This window comes from Haloplanus salinarum (assembly GCF_009762275.1).
GTDB classification, from domain to species: Archaea; Halobacteriota; Halobacteria; order Halobacteriales; family Haloferacaceae; genus Haloplanus; species Haloplanus salinarum.
The window spans coordinates 1036941-1054813 of the sequence record NZ_CP034345.1 but is presented as its reverse complement, the minus strand read 5'-3'; the positions used below and the strand labels follow the sequence as shown (position 1 = coordinate 1054813).

Below are 17873 nucleotides of genomic sequence, written 5' to 3'. Positions count from 1 at the left end.
CTTCGACCGGTGGTACGGACGATGCCCTCCACCCCCGCTGCCGACGATCCGGCGGCCGTCGAGGCGACCGACCTCCGGAAACGCTACGGCGACGAACTCGCCGTCGACGGCGTGTCGCTGTCCATCCCCGCCGGCACCGTCTACGGCTTTCTCGGCCCAAACGGGGCCGGGAAGACGACGACGATGCGGCTGTTGACCGGTCTCGCGAGGCCCACCGACGGCGAGGCCCGCGTCCGAGGGACGTCCGTCACCGACCGCCGCGGGCTGGTCTCTCACATCGGCTACCTCCCTGAGACGCCGCCGCTCCACGAGGAGTTCAGCGGGCGCGAGCAACTCGACTACGTCGCCGACCTCCGGGACATCCCGCCGTCGACGGCCGACGAGCGGATCGACGCCTACCTCGACCGCTTCGAGTTGCGTGACGACGCCGCGAAACGGATCGGCTCCTACTCCAAGGGGATGAAACGGAAGACGGCGTTCGTCCAGAGCGTCCTCCACGACCCGGACGTGCTCTTCCTGGACGAACCGACCAGCGGCCTCGATCCACGGGCGGCGCGCCGGATCCGCGAGTCGATCACCGACTTCGCCGACGACGGGACGACCGTCTTCCTCTCGACGCATATCCTCCCCGTGGTCGAGGCAGTGGCCGACACGGTGGGCGTCCTCTACGAGGGGCGACTCGTCGCCGAGGGCCCGCCGGCCGACCTGACCGACCGCGCGGCCGCCGGGGCCGTCGGGTCGGGGACCCTGGAGGACGCTTTCCTCGCCGTCACCGGTGACGACGGCGAGGGCGACGGATGAGCCACCGCCGTGACCTCCGTCACGGCCGTCGCATCGGGCGCGCGGAGTTCGTCCGCTCCGTGCGCGGATACACGCGGGATGCCCGGCGGCTCCTCGGTCTCGCCGTGGCCGTCCTGTTTTTCGGCGGCCAACTCGTCTTCGCCCTGCCGGCCGCCTACGCGCTCGGCCGGAGCGTGCGAACCGCGGCCGCGGTGCCGTATCTCGACCCCGTGGCGACCCTCCTTCCCGTCGGATTCCTGGCGCTTTCGACGCTGCGAACGATGGAGCGTCTCGGCGGCGCCGAGGCCGAGGACCTCCTCCTGACGACGGTCCAGCCGCGAGCGGTGGTGATCGGCCTCGTCGTCGCCGAAATCGGCCGTCTGACGCTCTGGTTCGGCCTTCCCATCGCGGCGCTGGTGGTGGCGTTCGCCGCCGGACTGGGCGCGCCGACGCTCCCCTTGACCGTCGGCGCCGTCTTTCTCCCCTTGCTCGCCTGTACCGCGGTCTGTGGATACGCGCTGGGGATCACGGGGCTCCGCGTCCTCCGGCGGATGCCGACGCTCAGGCGCCTGCTGAAAGCGGGCGCAGTCGTCGGGGTCGTCGGCCTCTTCGTCCTCTCGCAGGTCGCCGCTCACTCCGTCGTCGAGGGCGACGTCTCGGTCGCCACCCTCCTGGACCGCCTCTCGGTTCCCGTCCTGACCGACTACCTCACGCTCGCGTTCGTCGGCACGCCGCTTGCCGGCGGGGTGTCGCCGGCGGCCGTCGCCGTCCTCGTCGGGTTGCTCGCGGCGACGCCCGTCGGCCTCGCGGCCGCCGAGCGAAGCGCCCGCGCGCTCTGGTTCGGGGACGACGACCGCGGCTCCGCGGCGTCGGCGACGGCCGCCGGCACCCGCGGGGGGTTCGCCCCGCCGCGGCCGTTCGCCTGGCGGCCGGCAGGGCGGATCGCCTGGGGTCACCTCCTGCGTGCAGTCCGACATCCACAGGAGTTCTCGCACCTGCTCATGCTCGTCTTCCTCGCCGGGCCGGCGCTGGGGTCGCTGGTCAGCGGCCACGACGGCGGCGCCCTCGCGTCGCTGCTCGCGGGCACGGGGACGGCCGTCGGCGTCTACCTCGCGGGCGCGACGTTCGGCCTGAACCCCCTGGGTGACGACCGCCCGCAACTCCCGCTACTGCTGCTCGTCGAGACGCCGCCACGAACCCTCCTCCGTGGTCGAACCGCGGCCGGGCTCGCCGTCGGCCTGCCCGTCGCCGTCGGTCTCCCCCTCGGTACCGTCGCCCTCGGGACGCCACCGACCGTCGCCCTCGGATACGCGGCCCTCGGCCTGATCCTCGCGCCCGCCGCCGCGGGGCTCGCCGTCGGCCTCGGCTGTGCGTACCCCATCTACGAGGCGCGGGAGCTGTGGGGTGCCGAAACGGTCGCCCCGTCGACGCTCGTGTTGCTCGGCTACTCCCTCGTCGTCCTCGGCGGGACGTCGACGTGGCTGGTGCTGGTCGGGGCCGGCCTCGCGGCCGGAGTACCCTCGCCGCTCCTCCTGGGCGGGGGCGGGGTGCTCGCCCTCCTGACGGGCGTGCCGTCGGTCCTCTCCTACCGGTACGCGCGGAACCGGTACCGCGGATACACCCTCTGAGGCCTACCGTATCGTTCAGTGGTACCATGGCCCAAAGGGTCAATAGCACCGATTACTGATATCCCGACGGAAAGGCCAATGACGGAGACGATCCGGGTTCTACTCGTCGACGACTCGTCGGACCTCGCGTCGGTCGCCGCGGAGTTGCTGGCGCGCGAGGACGACCGGTTCGACGTCTCGACCGAGACGGACCCCTCGGCGGTCGTCGACCGGGTCGAGGCGGAACCCGTCGACTGTCTCGTCTGTGATTACGGCATGCCGGGGATGGACGGCCTCGACGTCCTCCGGGCGGTCCGGGAGCGGTGGCCCGACCTCCCCTTCGTCCTCTTTACCGGCAAGGGAAGCGAGGAGATAGCGAGCGAGGCCATCTCCGCGGGAGCGACCGACTACGTGCGGAAAGGGACGGCCGCCGACAACTACGCCCTACTCGCCAACCGGGTGGCACAGGCGGTGGCGAAACGCCGGAGCAGTCGGCGGGCCGCGCGGCTCGAAGCCCTCCGCGACCTCGCGCGCGACGTGAACGGGGCGCTGGTCCGAGCCGACGACCAGGCGGCCGCGGAGCGGGCGGTCTGTGACCGGCTCGTCGCGACCGATCCCTACACCGTGGCGTGGATCGGCTCGGTCGACGTCGCCGAGGGGTCGACGACGGTCCGGACGGCGGTCGGCGAGCCGGTCGACGCCGTCGACCACCGCCGCGAGCCGGTCCATCGGGCGGCGACGACCCGCGAGCCGGCGGTCGCGACCGATCCCGACCGTTCCGACCCGGAGACGGTCGCCGCCGTCCCCCTCGACGTCGACGAGGACCGGTACGGCCTCCTCGTGGCCGGTGCGGCGGCCCCGGACGCCATCGACGGGTTCGAACTCGACTTCCTCGCGGAGCTGGGCGAGGACGTGGCGAGCGCGCTCGAACGCCTGCGCATCCGCGCGGAGCTGTCGGAGTCCGAGGCGAAGTACCGGCGACTGGTCGAACAGAACCTCGTCGGCGTCTACCTCATCCAGGACGGCGAGTTCGAGTACGTCAACCCGCGTCTCGCCGCGATGTTCGGCTACACTCAGGAGGAGTTGCTGACGGAGCTGACGCCGTCCGACGTGGTGATCGAGGCGGACCGGGAGAAACTCCGTCGGAACCTCGAACGCCGGGAGTCCGGCGACGTCGACGACCTGCGGTACACGCTCCGGGGCGAGCGGAAGGACGGCTCCGAAATCGAGTTCGAGGTCCACGGCGGGCGCATCGACTACCGAGGCGAGCCGGCGATCATGGGGACCCTCCTCGATGTGACCGAACAGCGCCGCCACCAGCGCGAACTCGAACGGTCGCGAACCGAATACCGCGAACTGTTCGAGGGGTTCCCCGACGCCGTCTTCGTCCGCGAACCCGGCGACACCTTCCGGATCGTCAGCGACATCGCCGTCGACCGACTGGGCTACGACCGCGAGGAACTCCTGTCGATGAAGCCGATCGACATCGACCCGAACCTGGATCCGGACGACGAGGACGACCGCTTCGACGCCCTCTCGGACGACGGATCGCTCCGGTTCGACACCGTCCACGAGACGAAGGCCGGCGACCGGATCCCCGTCGCGGTCAACTCCACGCTGATCCCCTACCGGGGCGACGAGGCGATCCTGTCGACCGCCCGTGATATCAGCGAGCGGGTGGCCCGCGAGGAGGAACTGCGACGGCAGCGCGACCGCATGGAGGGGATAGCGAGCGTCGTCTCACACGACCTTCGGAACCCGCTCAACGTCGCCGCCGGTCGGATCGAGGCGGTACGCAGGGCGTGTGACTGCGACCACGACGACCTCGACGGCGCGTTGGACGCGCTCGACCGCATGAACCGCCTGATCGACGACCTGCTGACGCTCACCGGCCGGCACGACGTCGACCCGTCGCCGGTGTCGCTGTCGTCGACGGTCGACCGCGCCTGGCGGAACGTGGCGACCGACGGCGCGACCCTGCGGCGCGAGGTCGACGGAACGATCCGGGCCGACGGGAGTCGCCTAGAACAGGTCTTCGAGAACCTGTTTCGTAACTCCGTCGAGCACGGCTCCTCCGAGCGGGGCGACGGCGCGACCGCCGACCCGGACCTGACGGTCACCGTCGGCGAGTTACCCGACGGGTTCTACGTCGCCGACGACGGGTCGGGCATCCCGACGGCGGACCGGGAACGGATCTTCGAGTCCGGGTACTCCACGGACCAGGGAGGGACGGGGCTCGGGCTCTCCATCGTCCAGGACGTGATCGAAGCGCACGACTGGGAGATACGGGTCACGTCCGGTTCGGAGGGCGGTGCGCGCTTCGAGATCACCGGCGTCGAAGGCGTCGAGTAGGGGTGGTCGATCAGGCCGTCTCGAACTCCTCGCCGTAGTCGCCCCCGTACCTGATGAAGAAGTACGCGAGTGCGAGCACGGAGACCAGTCCGCTCGTCAGCGCCACGACCAGGGCCTTGGCGCTGTCGGGGACGGCGGGACCGGTGGCGCCGCCACCGCCGCCTCCGCCGCCGCCACCGCCGCCTCCGCCACCGCCGGAGTCGGGCATCGACCCGACGACGACGACGCCTTTCATGCCGAGCGCCCGGTGGGGCTGACAGAAGTACTTCACGACGCCCTCCTCTTCGAACGTCTGTTCGAAGGTGGTGCCGGCTTCGGCGGTGAGTTCGCTCTCGAAGTCGCCGCCTTCCTCGGCGACGACGTTGTGCTGGCCGCCTTCGCCGTTCCACTCCCAGACGACGGTCGTCCCGGGGTCGATCTGCACGGCGGGCGGTCCGAAGGCGAAGGCCCCGCCGTTGCCCTCGGCGCCGACCGTGATCGTCACCTCGTCCTGGCCGGTCGCGTCGGCCACCTCGCTGTAGTTGCCCACGTCGCTCATCCACCCGTCGAACGACGGCTGTGCCGTCGCGGTTCCGGCGGCGGTCGCCGTCGCCGCGGCGCCCACGACGGCGGTCAGAAACCCGCGCCGCGAGGCGGAACGTTGGCTACCCATACCGGAGGGTAGCGACCCATCCTACGAAAACCTGACTATCCCGGTCGGACCCGTCGGGTTCTCGACGGCCGGGAGCGGACCCCCACGCTTACGGTGTCCTCGTGCGGACTCCTTCCCATGACGAAACGACTGCTCGTTCCGGTCGACGGCTCGGACCCCGCCGACACCGCACTCGAGTTCGCGCTGGAGGAGTATCCCGACGCCGACATCACCGCCCTCTCGGTCACCGACCCCACGGACGTGGGGTACGGGTCGGTCGAGGCGGCGCCGAGCACCTTCGAACATCTGCAACGGACCGCCGAGGAGCGGACCGAGGCGGTCCTCGAGGCGGCGCGCGAGACGGCGTCCGAACGGGGGATCGAGTTGGCGACGGAGACGGTGATCGGGATGCCCTCGCGGGCGATCGTCGAGTGGGCGGAGAACAACGAGATCGACGGCATCGTCATCGGCAGTCACGGCCGCGAGGGCGTCACACGGGTCCTGCTCGGGAGCGTCGCGGAGTCGGTCGTCCGCCGGTCGCCCGTCCCGGTGACGGTCGTCCGCTAACCTTCGGTCGAGTCCACCGCGCCGCCGCCCGGGAGGTCCCTGAACGCGACCGTGAAGTCGGTGTCGTCGAACTCCTCGACGGCCGAGTCGAGTTCGCGCTCGATGGTGTCGAGTTGCCGAACCAGCTTCTGGTACTCCTCGCTCTCGTCGAGTTCGTGGGGCGTCTTCGCCGCTTCGAGTGTCACTTTCTTCTCGACGAGCTGGAACTTGCGCTGGAGCTGATCGTCGTAGGAGTTCCGGACGACCATCCGTTCGACGGTCTCCATGATTTGTGGCTGGTCGACGGGTTTCACGAGGTAGTCGTCGATCTCCATGTCGACGATCTCGAATCCCGGATCGACCGCCGTCACCATGACGATCCGGACGTCGTACCCTCGTTCGGTCACCGCCTCGACGACCGCGTCGCCCGAGCGCCCGGGCATCCGGCGGTCGAGCAACATCACGTCGACGTCGTCGTCGAGTTGCTCCAATGCCTCGTCGCCGTCGTAGGCCGTCCGCGCCTCGGCGAACTCGTCGACCCAGTAGGCGTATAGGTCCGCCAGAGACTGCTCGTCGTCTACGATGAGCACCGTCGCGTCCGAGAGTTCGGCTGTCATGTTCGTACTCCTTGATGTCGGGGGTCACACGGTCGACCGGAGACGGTGTCGCGAGACGCCGTCCACCCCGCCGGTTCGGACCGTCCATCGTTGCCGCAGGCCGTGGGCACGACGCCGGCGGTCGGGTGCCGGACGTTCGGTCCGCGGGTCTTCGTCATACCGGTCCGACTGGGCGTACAAGTACCTATTGGCCGAATTATCTCCGCTGATTCCGATTTCGGGGCCGCCGGCCGGCCCGGGACGGCGCTACGCATCGACGACGGTCGGGCGGACCCAGATGACGAAGTCCCCGTCGCGCTTGATCACGCCCCTGACCGCCTCGTCCTGATCACCGGGTGCGGATTCGATGTCGTTTCGGGCGACTTCGACCACTTGGTCGACTTCGTCGACGATCCAGCCGACCGACTTCCCGTCGGCCGTCCGTTCGGGGTCGAAGACGATGATCCGCTTGCGGGCCCCGTCGTCGTCGATGCCGAACACGACCTTCGGGTCGACGATGGTCGTCGTGTTTCCCCGGAGGTCCATCACGCCCTCCACGTGGCTCGCCGAATTCGGGATAACCGTGAGATCGTTCACGTCCACGATCTCGGCGACGTGGCCGATGTCGACGCAGTAGGTCTCGCTCCCGAGTTCGAACTCCAGAAGCTGTACCGTTCGCGACCGGGTCGCCGTCTCGCTCATGGGTTCGCCTCCGGCCCGTCCTGGTCGACGGCCCCGGTTCCGTCGCGTCTCTCCATACTCGTACGGTCGGGAAATCTCCGGTTAAACGTACTGGTCGAATTATCCTGCGTGATAACCGTGCCGGTGTATTTATCTCGTCGCTGTGGAAAGGTCGGGCAACGAATGATCGGACAACTCCCCCCGGAAGACACCGGGTTGCGGTCGTCGGCTCCGGCGTGCGGACGGCTCGACGGAGGGGTCGGACGACGATGAGCGGCGCGAACCCACGGGCCGTCGTCGTCGACGATTCCCACTTCATGCGCACCCTGCTGTCCGACATGCTCGAGGACGGCGGGCTGACCGTCGTCGACACCGCCGCCAACGGTGCCGAGGCCGTGGCCGCCGTCCGCGACCACGGTCCCGACGTGGTGACGATGGACCTCCAGATGCCCGAAGTCGACGGACTGGAGGCCGTCGAGCGCATCATGGCCGAGCGCCCGACGCCGATCCTCATGCTGAGCGCACACACGGCCGACGGCGCCGACGTGACCTTCGAGGCGCTGGAGAAGGGCGCGGTCGACTTCTTCACCAAGCCGGGCGGCGAGGTGAGCACCCGGATGTCGGGCAAGGAAGAGCAGTTGGTCCGCAAGGTGAAAGCCGTGGCCGAGGCCGACGTCGGCGGCGGGCGATCCGGGCCGACGACGGTGTCGGGGACGACCACCGGAGCGAGCGACGACGGCGGCGTCGCCACCGCGGACCGGGAGTTCGGGGAGGGCGGCACCGTGGTCATCGCCTCCTCGACTGGCGGCCCGACAGTCGTCGAGGGCGTGGTCGGATCGCTGCCCCGGGACGCCGACCTGCGGGTGCTCGTCGTCCAGCACATGCCCGACGCGTTCACCTCGCGGTTCGCCGACCGACTCGACGCCGCGAGCGAGTACGACGTCTCCGAAGCCACCGGCGGGGATCGGATCGGAGGCGGCGAAGTGCTCGTGGCACCCGGCGGCAAACACCTCGTCGTCGCGGGGGCCGGCGGCGGCCGACTGCGCACCCGCCTGACCGAGGACCCGCCGGAACACGGCGTCCGGCCGGCCGCCGACGTGACGATGCGCTCCGCGGCCGACGCCGTCGACGAATCGCTAGTCGGCGTCGTCCTCACGGGCATGGGCGCCGACGGTGCCGCCGGCGTGCAGGCCATCCACGACGCCGGCGGCCGCGTCATCGCCCAGGACGAGGCATCCTCGGCGGTGTTCGGGATGCCCAAGCGGGCAATCGAGCGTGGCTGTGTCGACGACGTGTTGGCCGCCGGAGAGATTCCCGGCGGAATCCTCGATGCCGTCAAGCTGGAGGTTAACCCATGACAGAAGAGTACGTCCAGGCGTTCGTCCACGAGAGCGAAGAGCAGTTGACCGACCTGAACAACTCGCTGCTGGCACTGGAGTCCGATCCGGACGACCAGGAAGCGATGGACGACATCTTCCGGACCGCCCACACCCTGAAGGGGAACTTCGGGGCGATGGGCTACGACGACGCCAGCGACCTGGCCCACGCCATCGAGGACCTCCTCGACGAGCTCCGCGAGGGCGCGATGGAGGTGACTCCCGAGGTGATGGACCTGGTGTTCGCCGGCGTCGACCGACTCGAACTCGCCGTCGAATCCATCGACGAGGACGGCACCGTCGACGTCGAGACGGCGGACCTAGAGGACGACATCCGGACCGTCCTCGAGGAGGGGGCCGCCGGGAGTGGCGACGCCGGGGACGACGCCGGCGGGGAAGACGATGCCGACGGCGGGGACGCCGCGGACGGGGACGCCGACCAGGTCGACACGTTCGACGTCCGCATCGAGGTCGGCGAGTCGGAGATGGAAGGCGTCGACGGGATGCTCGTCCTCGAAGCCGTCCGTGAGGAGTTCGATCTGGTGTCGACGACGCCCGGGACCGAGGCCATCGAGGACGGCGAGTACGAGGGAGGGTTCGACCTCGTCGTCGCCTCGACGACCGCCGACGAACTGCGCTCGACGCTCGACCGGGTCTCGGCCATCGAGGACGCCGAGATCGTACAGGCGGGGACCGAGACGGCCGACGACGACGGTACGGACGACGACGCGGCCGACGACGACGGTACGGACGACGACGCGGCCGACGACGACGGTACGGACGACGACGCGGCCGACGACGACGGTACGGACGACGACGCGGGCGACGAGGCGGCCGACGGCGACGCGGGAAGCGCCAACGGCTCCTCCCGCGAGATCAGTTCCGTTCGCGTCGATGTGGACCAGCTGGACGACCTGCACGGGCTGGTCGAACAGCTCGTCACCAGCCGGATCAAGCTCCGGCGTGCCGTCGACGACGGCGACGTGGGGAGCGCGACGGACACGCTCGGCGAACTCGACAAGATCACCGGCAACCTCCAGAACACGGTGATGGATATGCGGCTGATCCCGATGCGGAAGGTGATCAGCAAGTTCCCGCGCCTGGTCCGTGACCTGGCCCGCGAACAGGAGAAGGAGATCGACTTCCGGATGGAGGGACAGGACATCGAACTCGACCGGACGATCCTCACGGAGATCAGCGATCCGCTGATGCACATCCTCCGGAACGCCGTCGACCACGGCATCGAACCGCCCGCGGAGCGCGAGCGGGCGGGCAAGGACCGCGAGGGCGCCATCGAACTCCGGGCGAGTCGCGAGCGCGACCACGTCACCATCACCGTCGAGGACGACGGCCGCGGGCTGGACGTGGACGAACTCCGGGAGAAGGCCCTGGAGAAGGGCGTCCGCTCGGAGGCGGAGCTCGATTCGATGGAGGATTCGGAGGTGTACGACTTGGTCTTCCACCCCGGGTTCTCCACCGCCGACGAGGTGACGGACGTGAGCGGCCGTGGCGTCGGCATGGACGTGGTCCACAGCACGGTCAAGCAGCTCGACGGCTCGGTGAACGTCGAGAGCGAGTACGGCGAGGGGACGACCGTCACCCTCCGGCTCCCGGTAACCGTCGCCATCGTCAAGGTGCTGTTCGTCGAGGTCGGCGACGAGGAGTACGGCATCCCCATCAAGAACATCGACGAGGTGAGCCGGGTGCCCACGGTCAAGACGATCAACGAGGAGCCGATGATCGAACACGACGACGACATCTACCCGGTGGTCGACCTGGCGGACGAACTCGCCGTCCCCGGCGAGACGAAAAACGGCGACGGCATGTTGCTCCGCATCCGGAAGTCGGAGCGCCGCGCCGCGCTTCGTTGTGACGCCGTGAACAAACAGGAGGAGGTAGTCGTCAAACCGCTCGAAGGGGTCCTCAGCGGGATTCCGGGGCTCAGCGGGACGGCGGTCCTCGGCGACGGCAACATCGTCCCCATCCTCGACGTGGTGACGCTGTAAGCCGATGAGTTCGAACTCCGCGGACAGCGAGGCCTTCGAGCGTCTCCTCGCGCATCTGGAGCGACAGCTGGACTTCGAGTCTTCCTACTACAACGAGTCGTACCTGGACCGGCGGATCTCGGCGCGCATGCGGCGCCGGGACGTCGACTCCTACGACGCCTACCTGGACCTCGTGCGGTCCGACCCGGAGGAACCGACGGCGCTGCTCGACTCGCTGAGCATCAACGTGACCAGCTTCTACCGCAACCCGGAGGCCTGGGAACCGATCCGGGAGGTGCTCCGCGAGGTGACGAGCGGCCGCGGCCGGGCGACCGTCTGGAGCGCGCCCTGCTCGGACGGCCGCGAGCCCTACTCGGTCGCGATGCTCGCGCTCGACGACGACGAGGTGTCGACCCGGCGCCTGGACATCGTCGGGAGCGACATCAACGCCGACGTGCTGGAGCGGGCCCGTGAGGGGATCTATCAGACCACCAAGACCCGCGACGTGGCCGAGGAGCTCGAACCGCTCGACGACGCCGCGTCCTACGTCGACCGCGACGGCGACCAGTTCGCCGTCCGCGACGAGGTGAAAGACCTCGTCACCTTCGAGCAACACGACCTGATCGCCGACGAACCGAAACGGAACGTCGACCTCGTACTCTGTCGGAACCTCCTCATCTATATCAACGCGGAATCCAAACGTGCGGTCGTGGACACCGTGCTCTCGTCGCTTCGCGACGGCGGCTACCTCGTCATCGGGATGACCGAGACGCTGCCGCGCGAGAGCCGACCGCAGGTCGAAACGGTGGACAAACGAAGACGGGTGTATCGACGGACCTGACAATGTCTCTCTACCAGCTCGAAAAGGACGAGGACGTCGACTCCCTGCTCGATCACCTCAAGCTCAGCGACTCCCCGACGATCCGGACGCGGGCCGCGGAGATACTGGGCGACGTCGTCGGCGACGAACCGCAGGCCGTCGACGCGCTGGTGAACGCCGCCCGGACGGACGACGACGAGGACGTCCGGGGGGCCGCCATCGACGCCCTCGACGCCATCGGGCCCGACGCCATCGAGCGACTGATCGCCGAGATGGCCGGCGTCGACACCGACGGTGGCGCCGACTGGGTGCGCGCCGAGGCGTTCGTCGAGACGCTGTCGGCCGACCGCCCGGAGCTCCGGATGGCGGCGGCGAACGCGCTCCGGCGCCTCGCCGACCCCGGGACGCTCCCGGCGCTGGTCGACACGCTCGACGACCCGAACCCTGGGGTGCGGGCCCGCGTGGCGCGGGCCTGCGGGAGCGTCGGCGACGAGCGGGCGGCCGACGCGTTGGCCGCACGGCTCGACGACCCCGCGAGCCGCGTGCGCCGCGAGGCGGCCGACGCCCTGGCGGCCATCGGCACCGAACGGGCCCTCTCGCCCCTGCTCGACGCCACCACGGACGAGAACGAGGAGGTGCGGTACGCGGCGGTCATGGCCCTCGGTGGCTACCAGGGGCCGGAGGCCATCGACCCGCTGATCTCGGCGCTGGACGACGACGTCGGCGTGGTTCGGCGGGCGGCGGTCTTCTCGATCATCGAACTGCTCGCGGCGGCCCCGACCGAGCAGAGCCACCGCATCCGTGAGACGGTCGTCGACCGCCTCGAATCGGCCGATCGGAGCGTCGTCAACCCGCTCGTCGAACTCCTCACGGAGAGCGACCAGCCACGCGAGCGGCGGAACGCAGCGTGGCTCCTCGGGCGCGTGGCCGACGAGACGGGCCGCGCCGACGCAGTCGAGGCCCTGGTCGACGCCCTCGACGCCGACGACGGGACGACCGCCCAGTTCGCCGCGACCAGCCTCGTCGAACTGGGCGGCCGGAGCGTCGAGGACGCGCTCCTCGACCTGCTCGAAGACGGCGAGGTGGCCGACGCCGCCCGATCGAAGGCGGTGTTCGTCCTCGGGAAGGTCGGCGGCGAACGCGCCCGCGACGAACTCGAGGCGCTGCTCGACCGGAGCGACGACGAGGAGGTCCGCAAACAGGTCTTCTCGGCGCTGTCCAAACTCGGAGGGCGACGCTGAATGAGCGAAGGGGAGCGAAAGATCGTCGACACGCGCGGGAAGTTCACGATGGTCGTCAAGGACGGCCGGGAACTGAACGACGCGGAGTGGACCGGCGGTCGCATCCTCCTCTCGAACAAGCGGCTGATCCTGGCCCGATCGGACGGTAAGCGGACGATCCCGCTGAAGCAGATTCGGAGCCTCGAAGGCCGTAACGACGTGAATCAGCTCGTCGCGAAGGTCTCCGGCTACGTCAGCCTCCAGCTTTCGACCGGCGACGTGTTGCTCGTCTCCGCCGAGGATCCCGAGTCGTTCGAGCGCATGCTCTATCGTGCGCTGCTCGACCGGACGGTCGTCCTCGCGCGCCACCCCGCGGTCGAGGGCGGCGTGGTCACGGACGTCGAGTGGGAGAAAGCGCGCCTGAAGATCGGCGAGGGTTCGGTCGACATCGCCATCGCCGACGGCTCGTTCGTCGAAATCGACCTCGACGACATCGGCTCGATGGAGGCCAACGAGCGGTCGGTCAAGGGCGAGGACCGTCGGGTGCTGGAGGTCGAACACAGTCAGGAGGGCACGAGCGTCCAGACGTACATCTCCGGCACCACCCGCCGGTGTTCGATCCTCGAGACGCTCCTGCGGAAAGGGGAGAGCCGGAGCGAGATCGGCGTCGACCTCACCGAGCGACAGAACGAGGTGTTGATGGCGCTTTACTCAGGCGTCTCACCGTTCGAGATCCCCGACTTCCTCGGTATGGACGTCGACGAGGTCGAGGAGGTGTTCGACCGCCTGATCGAACTCGAGGTGATCGAGGAGATCCGCACCCGACGGGAGGTCGCGCTCAACGCCCGCGGCCGCAACATCGCCAGCGAGGCGATGAACGACCAGTAGTCATAGGGGTTATCGTAACTGTCCATAGGTTCTCGCCGGGACGACCCGGCGAGAACCTATGATGACTTCCGATAATTCCTATCAGTTGTTGACCTCTTCCAGCCGGCTGTTCACGACGACCCGCCCCTTGGGCGTCAGTTCGGTCCCCTCGTCGCCGTCGACGACGAGTTCTTTCTCCCGGAGGCCGTTGAGGACCATCGTCGTCTGGCTCGCGTCGGCGGCGACCACCTCCAGCGGGTCGACGCCCTCGCCCGCCGAGTAGATGGCGAGCAACACCTGCACCTCCTCGTCGGAGAGCGACACGTCCGAGAGCGACTCGACGATGTCGCTGTACTCCAGCCGGAGGTAGCGGCCGAGGAGGTTCATCACCCGATCGGAGGAGAGCGCGACCACGGAGACGAGCGAGGTGGTGCGCGGCACGTGGCTGACCGACAGCGCCGGCCGCGACTCGCCGCCGAGCGTCCGGCGCTCCTTCTCGAAGTTCGTCACCGTCGCCAGGTCGATGGTGAACGAGCCGTCGCCGCTGTCGAAGCTGAGCGTCCCGTCGTTGACGGTGAGTCGCGCCTGTTTGGCCGGCGAATCGACGACCCGTCCGCCGCGCCGGGCGGGATGTTCGACCGTCACTTCCCGGCCGTTCAGGTGGGCCTTGAAGAGGACGGTGGCGAACTTCTCGATGGTGTCCCCGTCGCCCTCGACGACGGCCATCCGACGGCCGCTGTCCGTGTTGTAGGCGATGGTGACGGTGTCGCTGAAGAACCCCCGCATCTCGGGCGGGACGTGCCCCACTGACACGTCGAACATCGCTCCCATGGGGATGGTCACCTTGTCGTCCTCGCCGGCCAGGACGAGCCGTTTGGGGCTCAGCATGATCCGGCCCCGGACCGGTTCGCTCCGGTCCATGTCCGTCAGGTAGAACCGGCCGACGAAGTCGGCGATGACGCGTTCGCTCACGCCGCCACCTCCGACGGTCGGTCACACATCCAGGAGTCCCCCCACGACGGACATGGTCAAGACGGCGACGAGACAGCCGATCCAGGTGAGCATGACGAAATGTAGGAGCGCGTTGGCCTTGTGCCCACCGTCGACGGTGCGGATGATGAGCGCGGAGAGCACGGCGTTGATCATCACGACCCCGAGTAGCAGGAACTGGATGACCGGGAGGTCGTACACCTCGGTGTGGATGAGCTGGGCGGCGCTGAACTGCGAGGAGGTGGAGAGATCGAGCGACATGCCGGCGAGGATGTCGACGATTTTGAACCCGATGAAGAAGGCGAAGGAGGAGGCCGCGGTGATCCCGTACAACAGGCCGATCATCGTGACCGTGGCCTGTTGGCGCTGTTGTCGGAGCTGGTTGACGTGGTTCATGTTCTCGCTGATGAGTTCGCCGAGCTGTTTGGGTTCGCCCCCCATCTGTCTGCCGACGAGATACATCTCGCTGAACTTCTGGATGAGGTACGAGCGCGTGTTGGCGGTGAAATACTCCCAGGCTCGGTCGGGTTCCAGCCGCATGTTCAGCCGCTTGAACAGGTCGTCGACGTCGCCGGTGAGCGGCCCGAAGTCCTTCTTCCGGAGGGTCTTGAGCACGGCCGTGGTGGTGGACTGTTTCGCCGTCTCGCTCGCCCCGAGCGCCCGGATGAAACTCGGGAACTCGTCGTCGCGGGCCTTGATCCGCTCCTCCTGGATCCGGAACACGACCCCCGGAATGGCGAGTGGCGTGACCGGGATGGCCATGTAGATGGGTCGCGGCAGGGACGCCACGGGGAGCAGGTCGGTTATTCCCGGCCCGATCCGGAACAGGTCACCCGCGACGAGGGCGATCAGCACCACCGAGAGCAGTCCGCCGGCGGCGAGGCTGGCGATCATCGACCACTCGCCGTCCGGGCGGATCTCGTCGGGGTAGTACCAGATCGGGTCGTACGGCGACATCGTCCGGATGACGAGGAAGAAGCCGATCTGGATGAACGCGTAGAGCACGATGACGGCACCGACGGTCATCGTCGGGTTCGTCCCCGTGAGGATGGGCAGGACGATGGCGAACACGAGCGCGAAGGTCATCGAGAGCACCATCGACATGTAGAGGTCCTTCATGACCTCCAAGTTGTCGAGGGTGCTCTCGTACATCGTCACGTAGTTCTGGATCATCACCTGCTGTTCGCTGAGGAGGAACTCGCTGAGTTCCTGGCCGGCGTTGACGGTGTAGGCGAGCCGTTCGAAGAAGTCCGCGAGCGGATCGCTGGGGATCTGCCGCGCCCGTCGCCGGCAGGCGTCGTCGAGGCTCTGGTTCCACGTGTCGACGAGTTCGACCACCCGGCCGACCTCGGTCGCCAGCGCGCCGTACTCCTCCTCCTCGGCCAGTTTGCGGAACACCTCCATGCGGTCGATGTTCGTCGTCGACAGCACCGTCATGTGTGTCATCATGAGGTGGTACTGGTTCTCCATCTCGACGCGCTCCTGACTGACGAGCAGTTTCGGGTAGGCGACGGCCGCCACGAGGACGAGGCCGCCGAGGAGGGGCACGGGGAGCCGCACCGACAGCGGCAACTCGACGAAGACGGCGACGGCGACGGTGCCGAGAAAAAACAGCGCCGACGGGAGCACGATGAACAGGAGGTACCGCGACAGCTCCATGTCCATCCGGTGGTAGGCGTCGACGATGGACGCGAGCGTCTCGGAGGCGGTGATCTCCGTGTCGTTCGTCGCGGCTGGTTCGGATGCCATTATCGGTGGATATCGAAGGGGAGTCCCTCGACGCCGTCACGCTGGAACGACTCGATGGCCTCGTTGACCTCGTGGTAGCCGAGGATGTTCTCCTCGATCATGCGCTCGATCAGTCGCGCCCGGAAGTCGAGGTCGTCGTAGATCTCCCGGGTGTCGGCGTAGCCGAGCAGGGTCGCGATCTGCTCTTCGAGCACGTAGGAGTTGTTCATCCCTTGGAAGACGATTTCGTCCTCGACGGGGTCCCAGCTGAACACCTGGCGGGTGACGACCCCGTCCATCTCCTTGGAGTAGCCCTCGATCTCCTGGACGCTCGTCACCCGGCGCAACACGTCGTCACCCTGCTTGACGCGGTTCTGGAACAGCGCCACGTCGGCGTTGTCCATGAACGGCTCGGGGACGTTGATCGGATCGCCGGTGAACCGCTGGATCATCGAGACGATGTCGGAGGCGTGGAAGGTCAGCATGACCGGGTGCCCGGTCTGGGCGGCCTGGAACGCCATCCGCCCCTCCTCCCCACGGACCTCGCCCACGATGATGTAGTCGGGACGGGATCGCAACGCCGCGGCGACGAGGTCGAACATGTCCACGTCCGAGTCCTCCTCGCCGCCGCCCTCGCGGGTGAGGAGCTGTTGCCACGTGTCGTGTGGCGGGAGCACCTCGGCGGTGTCCTCCGCGGTGTAGATCTTCGAGTCGCGGGGGATGAACGACATGATCGTGTTGAGCGTCGTCGTCTTCCCCGACGCCGTCTCGCCGACGACGAACACCGTCTGTTCGTTCTCCAGACAGAGCCAGAGGTAGGCGACGAGCTTCGGCGAGAGCGTCCCCCACTTGGTGATCTGGTTGATCGAGAGCGGCGTCTCGTCGCCCTGGCGGATGGTGAGGCTCGGCCCCTGGACGCTCACGTCGTCGGAGTAGATGACGTTCAGGCGGGAGCCGTCGGGGAGCGTCGAGTCGACGATGGGGTTCGAGTCCGAGACGGGGTCGCCGATGCGCTCGCCCATACTCCGGATCCAGGAGTCGAACTGCTCCGGCGTGCCGAAGTCGACGGTGGTCTCGATCAGGCCGTACGTGCCGTGGTCGACGTAACACTGGTGGGGGCCGATGACGTGGATGTCCTCGTTGGCCGGGTCGCGCATCACCGGTTCGAGCGGTCCCAGCCCGACGATGTCGCGGTTGAGCCGGTAGCGGATGTTCTCGTAGGTCTGCTCGCTGACGCGGTAGTCGCCGAGGCCGAGGAACCGTTTGAGGCGGTCGATCCAGTAGCGGAGGCCGCTCCGGTCCCGGTCGATGGTCGTCGTCTCCTGGAGCAACTCCTCGATCCGGTCGTCGTACTCCGACTCCTCCTCCGGGACGGCCTTGCTGACGCTGCGGTCCAGCAACTCGTCCCGGATCTTCCCGAACAGGCTCCGCTCCTCGCCCGAGAGGGAGGGCTCGATGGCGTAATACTTCATATCCTGACCCAGGTCGCCGTAGATGTGACAGTAGATCGGCCCCCCGATGGGATAGAGGACGTTCGGACGGCTGGTCTCGTACTCCCCCGACGGCTCGTCGATGAGTAGCGGGAACTCGCCGGTGATCTGCTTGAACTTCTTCAGGTGATCGCGGAGGTGGGGCCGCTGGGCCGCGATCTGTTTGAGTTCGTCCGATGGGGTGGCGGTTCCGAGTTCAGTCAT

At 68.3% G+C, this 17873-nt stretch carries 15 protein-coding genes; 9 read left to right on the top strand and 6 right to left on the bottom strand.

Annotated elements, in window-relative coordinates; translation table 11 throughout:
- Positions 1-21 precede the first annotated feature (21 nt).
- The 3 genes from EI982_RS06655 (at position 22) to EI982_RS06645 (ending at position 4739) form a co-directional block, all read left to right on the top strand.
- Complete coding sequence (locus EI982_RS06655) at positions 22-801, top strand: ABC transporter ATP-binding protein (RefSeq protein ID WP_157688778.1); 780 nt, start codon at positions 22-24, stop codon at positions 799-801.
- Positions 798-2408 carry a hypothetical protein gene (locus tag EI982_RS06650; protein ID WP_157688777.1) on the top strand — a complete coding sequence of 537 codons (1611 nt, stop codon included), beginning with the start codon at positions 798-800 and terminating at the stop codon, positions 2406-2408. The genes EI982_RS06655 and EI982_RS06650 overlap by 4 nt, the downstream gene beginning before the upstream one ends.
- 78 nt (positions 2409-2486) lie before the next feature.
- Positions 2487-4739 carry a PAS domain S-box protein gene (locus EI982_RS06645; protein ID WP_157688776.1) on the top strand — a complete coding sequence of 751 codons (2253 nt, stop codon included), beginning with the start codon at positions 2487-2489 and terminating at the stop codon, positions 4737-4739.
- A gap of 10 nt (positions 4740-4749) precedes the next feature.
- Here the strand turns inward: EI982_RS06645 and EI982_RS06640 are convergent, their stop codons facing one another.
- The gene (locus EI982_RS06640; protein ID WP_157688775.1) at positions 4750-5391 is read right to left on the bottom strand and encodes a halocyanin domain-containing protein; all 642 of its coding nucleotides are present in this window, start codon (positions 5389-5391) and stop codon (positions 4750-4752) included.
- Positions 5392-5508: 117 nt separating this feature from the next.
- Between EI982_RS06640 and EI982_RS06635 the strand changes: the two genes are divergently transcribed.
- The gene (locus EI982_RS06635; protein WP_157688774.1) at positions 5509-5937 is read left to right on the top strand and encodes a universal stress protein; all 429 of its coding nucleotides are present in this window, start codon (positions 5509-5511) and stop codon (positions 5935-5937) included.
- Here EI982_RS06635 and EI982_RS06630 read toward each other — a convergent pair.
- Positions 5934-6533: a response regulator transcription factor gene (locus EI982_RS06630; protein ID WP_157688773.1), complete on the bottom strand. Its 600-nt coding sequence runs from the start codon at positions 6531-6533 to the stop codon at positions 5934-5936. The genes EI982_RS06635 and EI982_RS06630 overlap by 4 nt on opposite strands.
- Positions 6534-6779: 246 nt before the next feature.
- Positions 6780-7214, bottom strand: coding sequence for a chemotaxis protein CheW (locus EI982_RS06625; RefSeq protein WP_157688772.1), 435 nt, complete (start codon positions 7212-7214; stop codon positions 6780-6782).
- Positions 7215-7462: 248 nt separating this feature from the next.
- Here EI982_RS06625 and cheB point away from each other — a divergent pair, with 248 nt between their 5' ends.
- Genes cheB through EI982_RS06600 form a run of 5 tightly spaced genes read left to right on the top strand, consistent with a single transcriptional unit; the run spans position 7463 to position 13482 of the window.
- Entirely contained in the window at positions 7463-8551 is a 1089-nt protein-coding gene (gene cheB / locus EI982_RS06620; protein WP_157688771.1) for a chemotaxis-specific protein-glutamate methyltransferase CheB, read from the top strand.
- Positions 8548-10575 (top strand): chemotaxis protein CheA, encoded by a 2028-nt coding sequence (gene cheA / locus EI982_RS06615; protein ID WP_157688770.1) that lies wholly within the window; start codon positions 8548-8550, stop codon positions 10573-10575. The genes cheB and cheA overlap by 4 nt, the downstream gene beginning before the upstream one ends.
- A gap of 4 nt (positions 10576-10579) precedes the next feature.
- On the top strand, positions 10580-11395 hold the full coding sequence (locus tag EI982_RS06610) for a CheR family methyltransferase (RefSeq protein WP_157688769.1): 816 nt from the start codon (positions 10580-10582) through the stop codon (positions 11393-11395).
- 2 nt (positions 11396-11397) lie between these two features.
- A complete protein-coding gene (locus EI982_RS06605; protein WP_157688768.1) occupies positions 11398-12615 on the top strand; it encodes a HEAT repeat domain-containing protein in 1218 nt (405 codons plus the stop codon).
- Complete coding sequence (locus tag EI982_RS06600; RefSeq protein ID WP_157688767.1) at positions 12616-13482, top strand: CheF family chemotaxis protein; 867 nt, start codon at positions 12616-12618, stop codon at positions 13480-13482.
- An 81-nt stretch (positions 13483-13563) separates the two neighbouring features.
- Here the strand turns inward: EI982_RS06600 and EI982_RS06595 are convergent, their stop codons facing one another.
- From EI982_RS06595 to EI982_RS06585, 3 genes are read right to left on the bottom strand one after another with little or no spacing between them, the layout of a single operon-like run.
- Complete coding sequence (locus EI982_RS06595) at positions 13564-14433, bottom strand: CheF family chemotaxis protein (RefSeq protein WP_157688766.1); 870 nt, start codon at positions 14431-14433, stop codon at positions 13564-13566.
- Positions 14434-14454: 21 nt separating this feature from the next.
- Positions 14455-16200, bottom strand: a complete 1746-nt coding sequence (flaJ, locus tag EI982_RS06590) for an archaellar assembly protein ArlJ/FlaJ (protein ID WP_157688765.1) — start codon at positions 16198-16200, stop codon at positions 14455-14457.
- The gene (locus tag EI982_RS06585; protein WP_157688764.1) at positions 16200-17873 is read right to left on the bottom strand and encodes an archaellum flagellar ATPase motor FlaI; all 1674 of its coding nucleotides are present in this window, start codon (positions 17871-17873) and stop codon (positions 16200-16202) included. The genes flaJ and EI982_RS06585 overlap by 1 nt, the downstream gene beginning before the upstream one ends.

Bases quoted from the DNA above. Each gene is read 5' to 3' on its own strand.
- EI982_RS06605 (WP_157688768.1), top strand. From the start codon at position 11,398: ATGTCTCTCTACCAGCTCGAAAAGGACGAGGACGTCGACTCCCTGCTC.
- cheB (WP_157688771.1), top strand. From the start codon at position 7,463: ATGAGCGGCGCGAACCCACGGGCCGTCGTCGTCGACGATTCCCACTTC.
- EI982_RS06585 (WP_157688764.1), bottom strand. From the start codon at position 17,873: ATGACTGAACTCGGAACCGCCACCCCATCGGACGAACTCAAACAGATC.
- EI982_RS06655 (WP_157688778.1), top strand. From the start codon at position 22: ATGCCCTCCACCCCCGCTGCCGACGATCCGGCGGCCGTCGAGGCGACC.
- EI982_RS06610 (WP_157688769.1), top strand. From the start codon at position 10,580: ATGAGTTCGAACTCCGCGGACAGCGAGGCCTTCGAGCGTCTCCTCGCG.
- EI982_RS06640 (WP_157688775.1), bottom strand. From the start codon at position 5,391: ATGGGTAGCCAACGTTCCGCCTCGCGGCGCGGGTTTCTGACCGCCGTC.
- cheA (WP_157688770.1), top strand. From the start codon at position 8,548: ATGACAGAAGAGTACGTCCAGGCGTTCGTCCACGAGAGCGAAGAGCAG.
- EI982_RS06650 (WP_157688777.1), top strand. From the start codon at position 798: ATGAGCCACCGCCGTGACCTCCGTCACGGCCGTCGCATCGGGCGCGCG.
- EI982_RS06635 (WP_157688774.1), top strand. From the start codon at position 5,509: ATGACGAAACGACTGCTCGTTCCGGTCGACGGCTCGGACCCCGCCGAC.
- flaJ (WP_157688765.1), bottom strand. From the start codon at position 16,200: ATGGCATCCGAACCAGCCGCGACGAACGACACGGAGATCACCGCCTCC.
- EI982_RS06630 (WP_157688773.1), bottom strand. From the start codon at position 6,533: ATGACAGCCGAACTCTCGGACGCGACGGTGCTCATCGTAGACGACGAG.
- EI982_RS06645 (WP_157688776.1), top strand. From the start codon at position 2,487: ATGACGGAGACGATCCGGGTTCTACTCGTCGACGACTCGTCGGACCTC.
- EI982_RS06625 (WP_157688772.1), bottom strand. From the start codon at position 7,214: ATGAGCGAGACGGCGACCCGGTCGCGAACGGTACAGCTTCTGGAGTTC.
- EI982_RS06600 (WP_157688767.1), top strand. From the start codon at position 12,616: ATGAGCGAAGGGGAGCGAAAGATCGTCGACACGCGCGGGAAGTTCACG.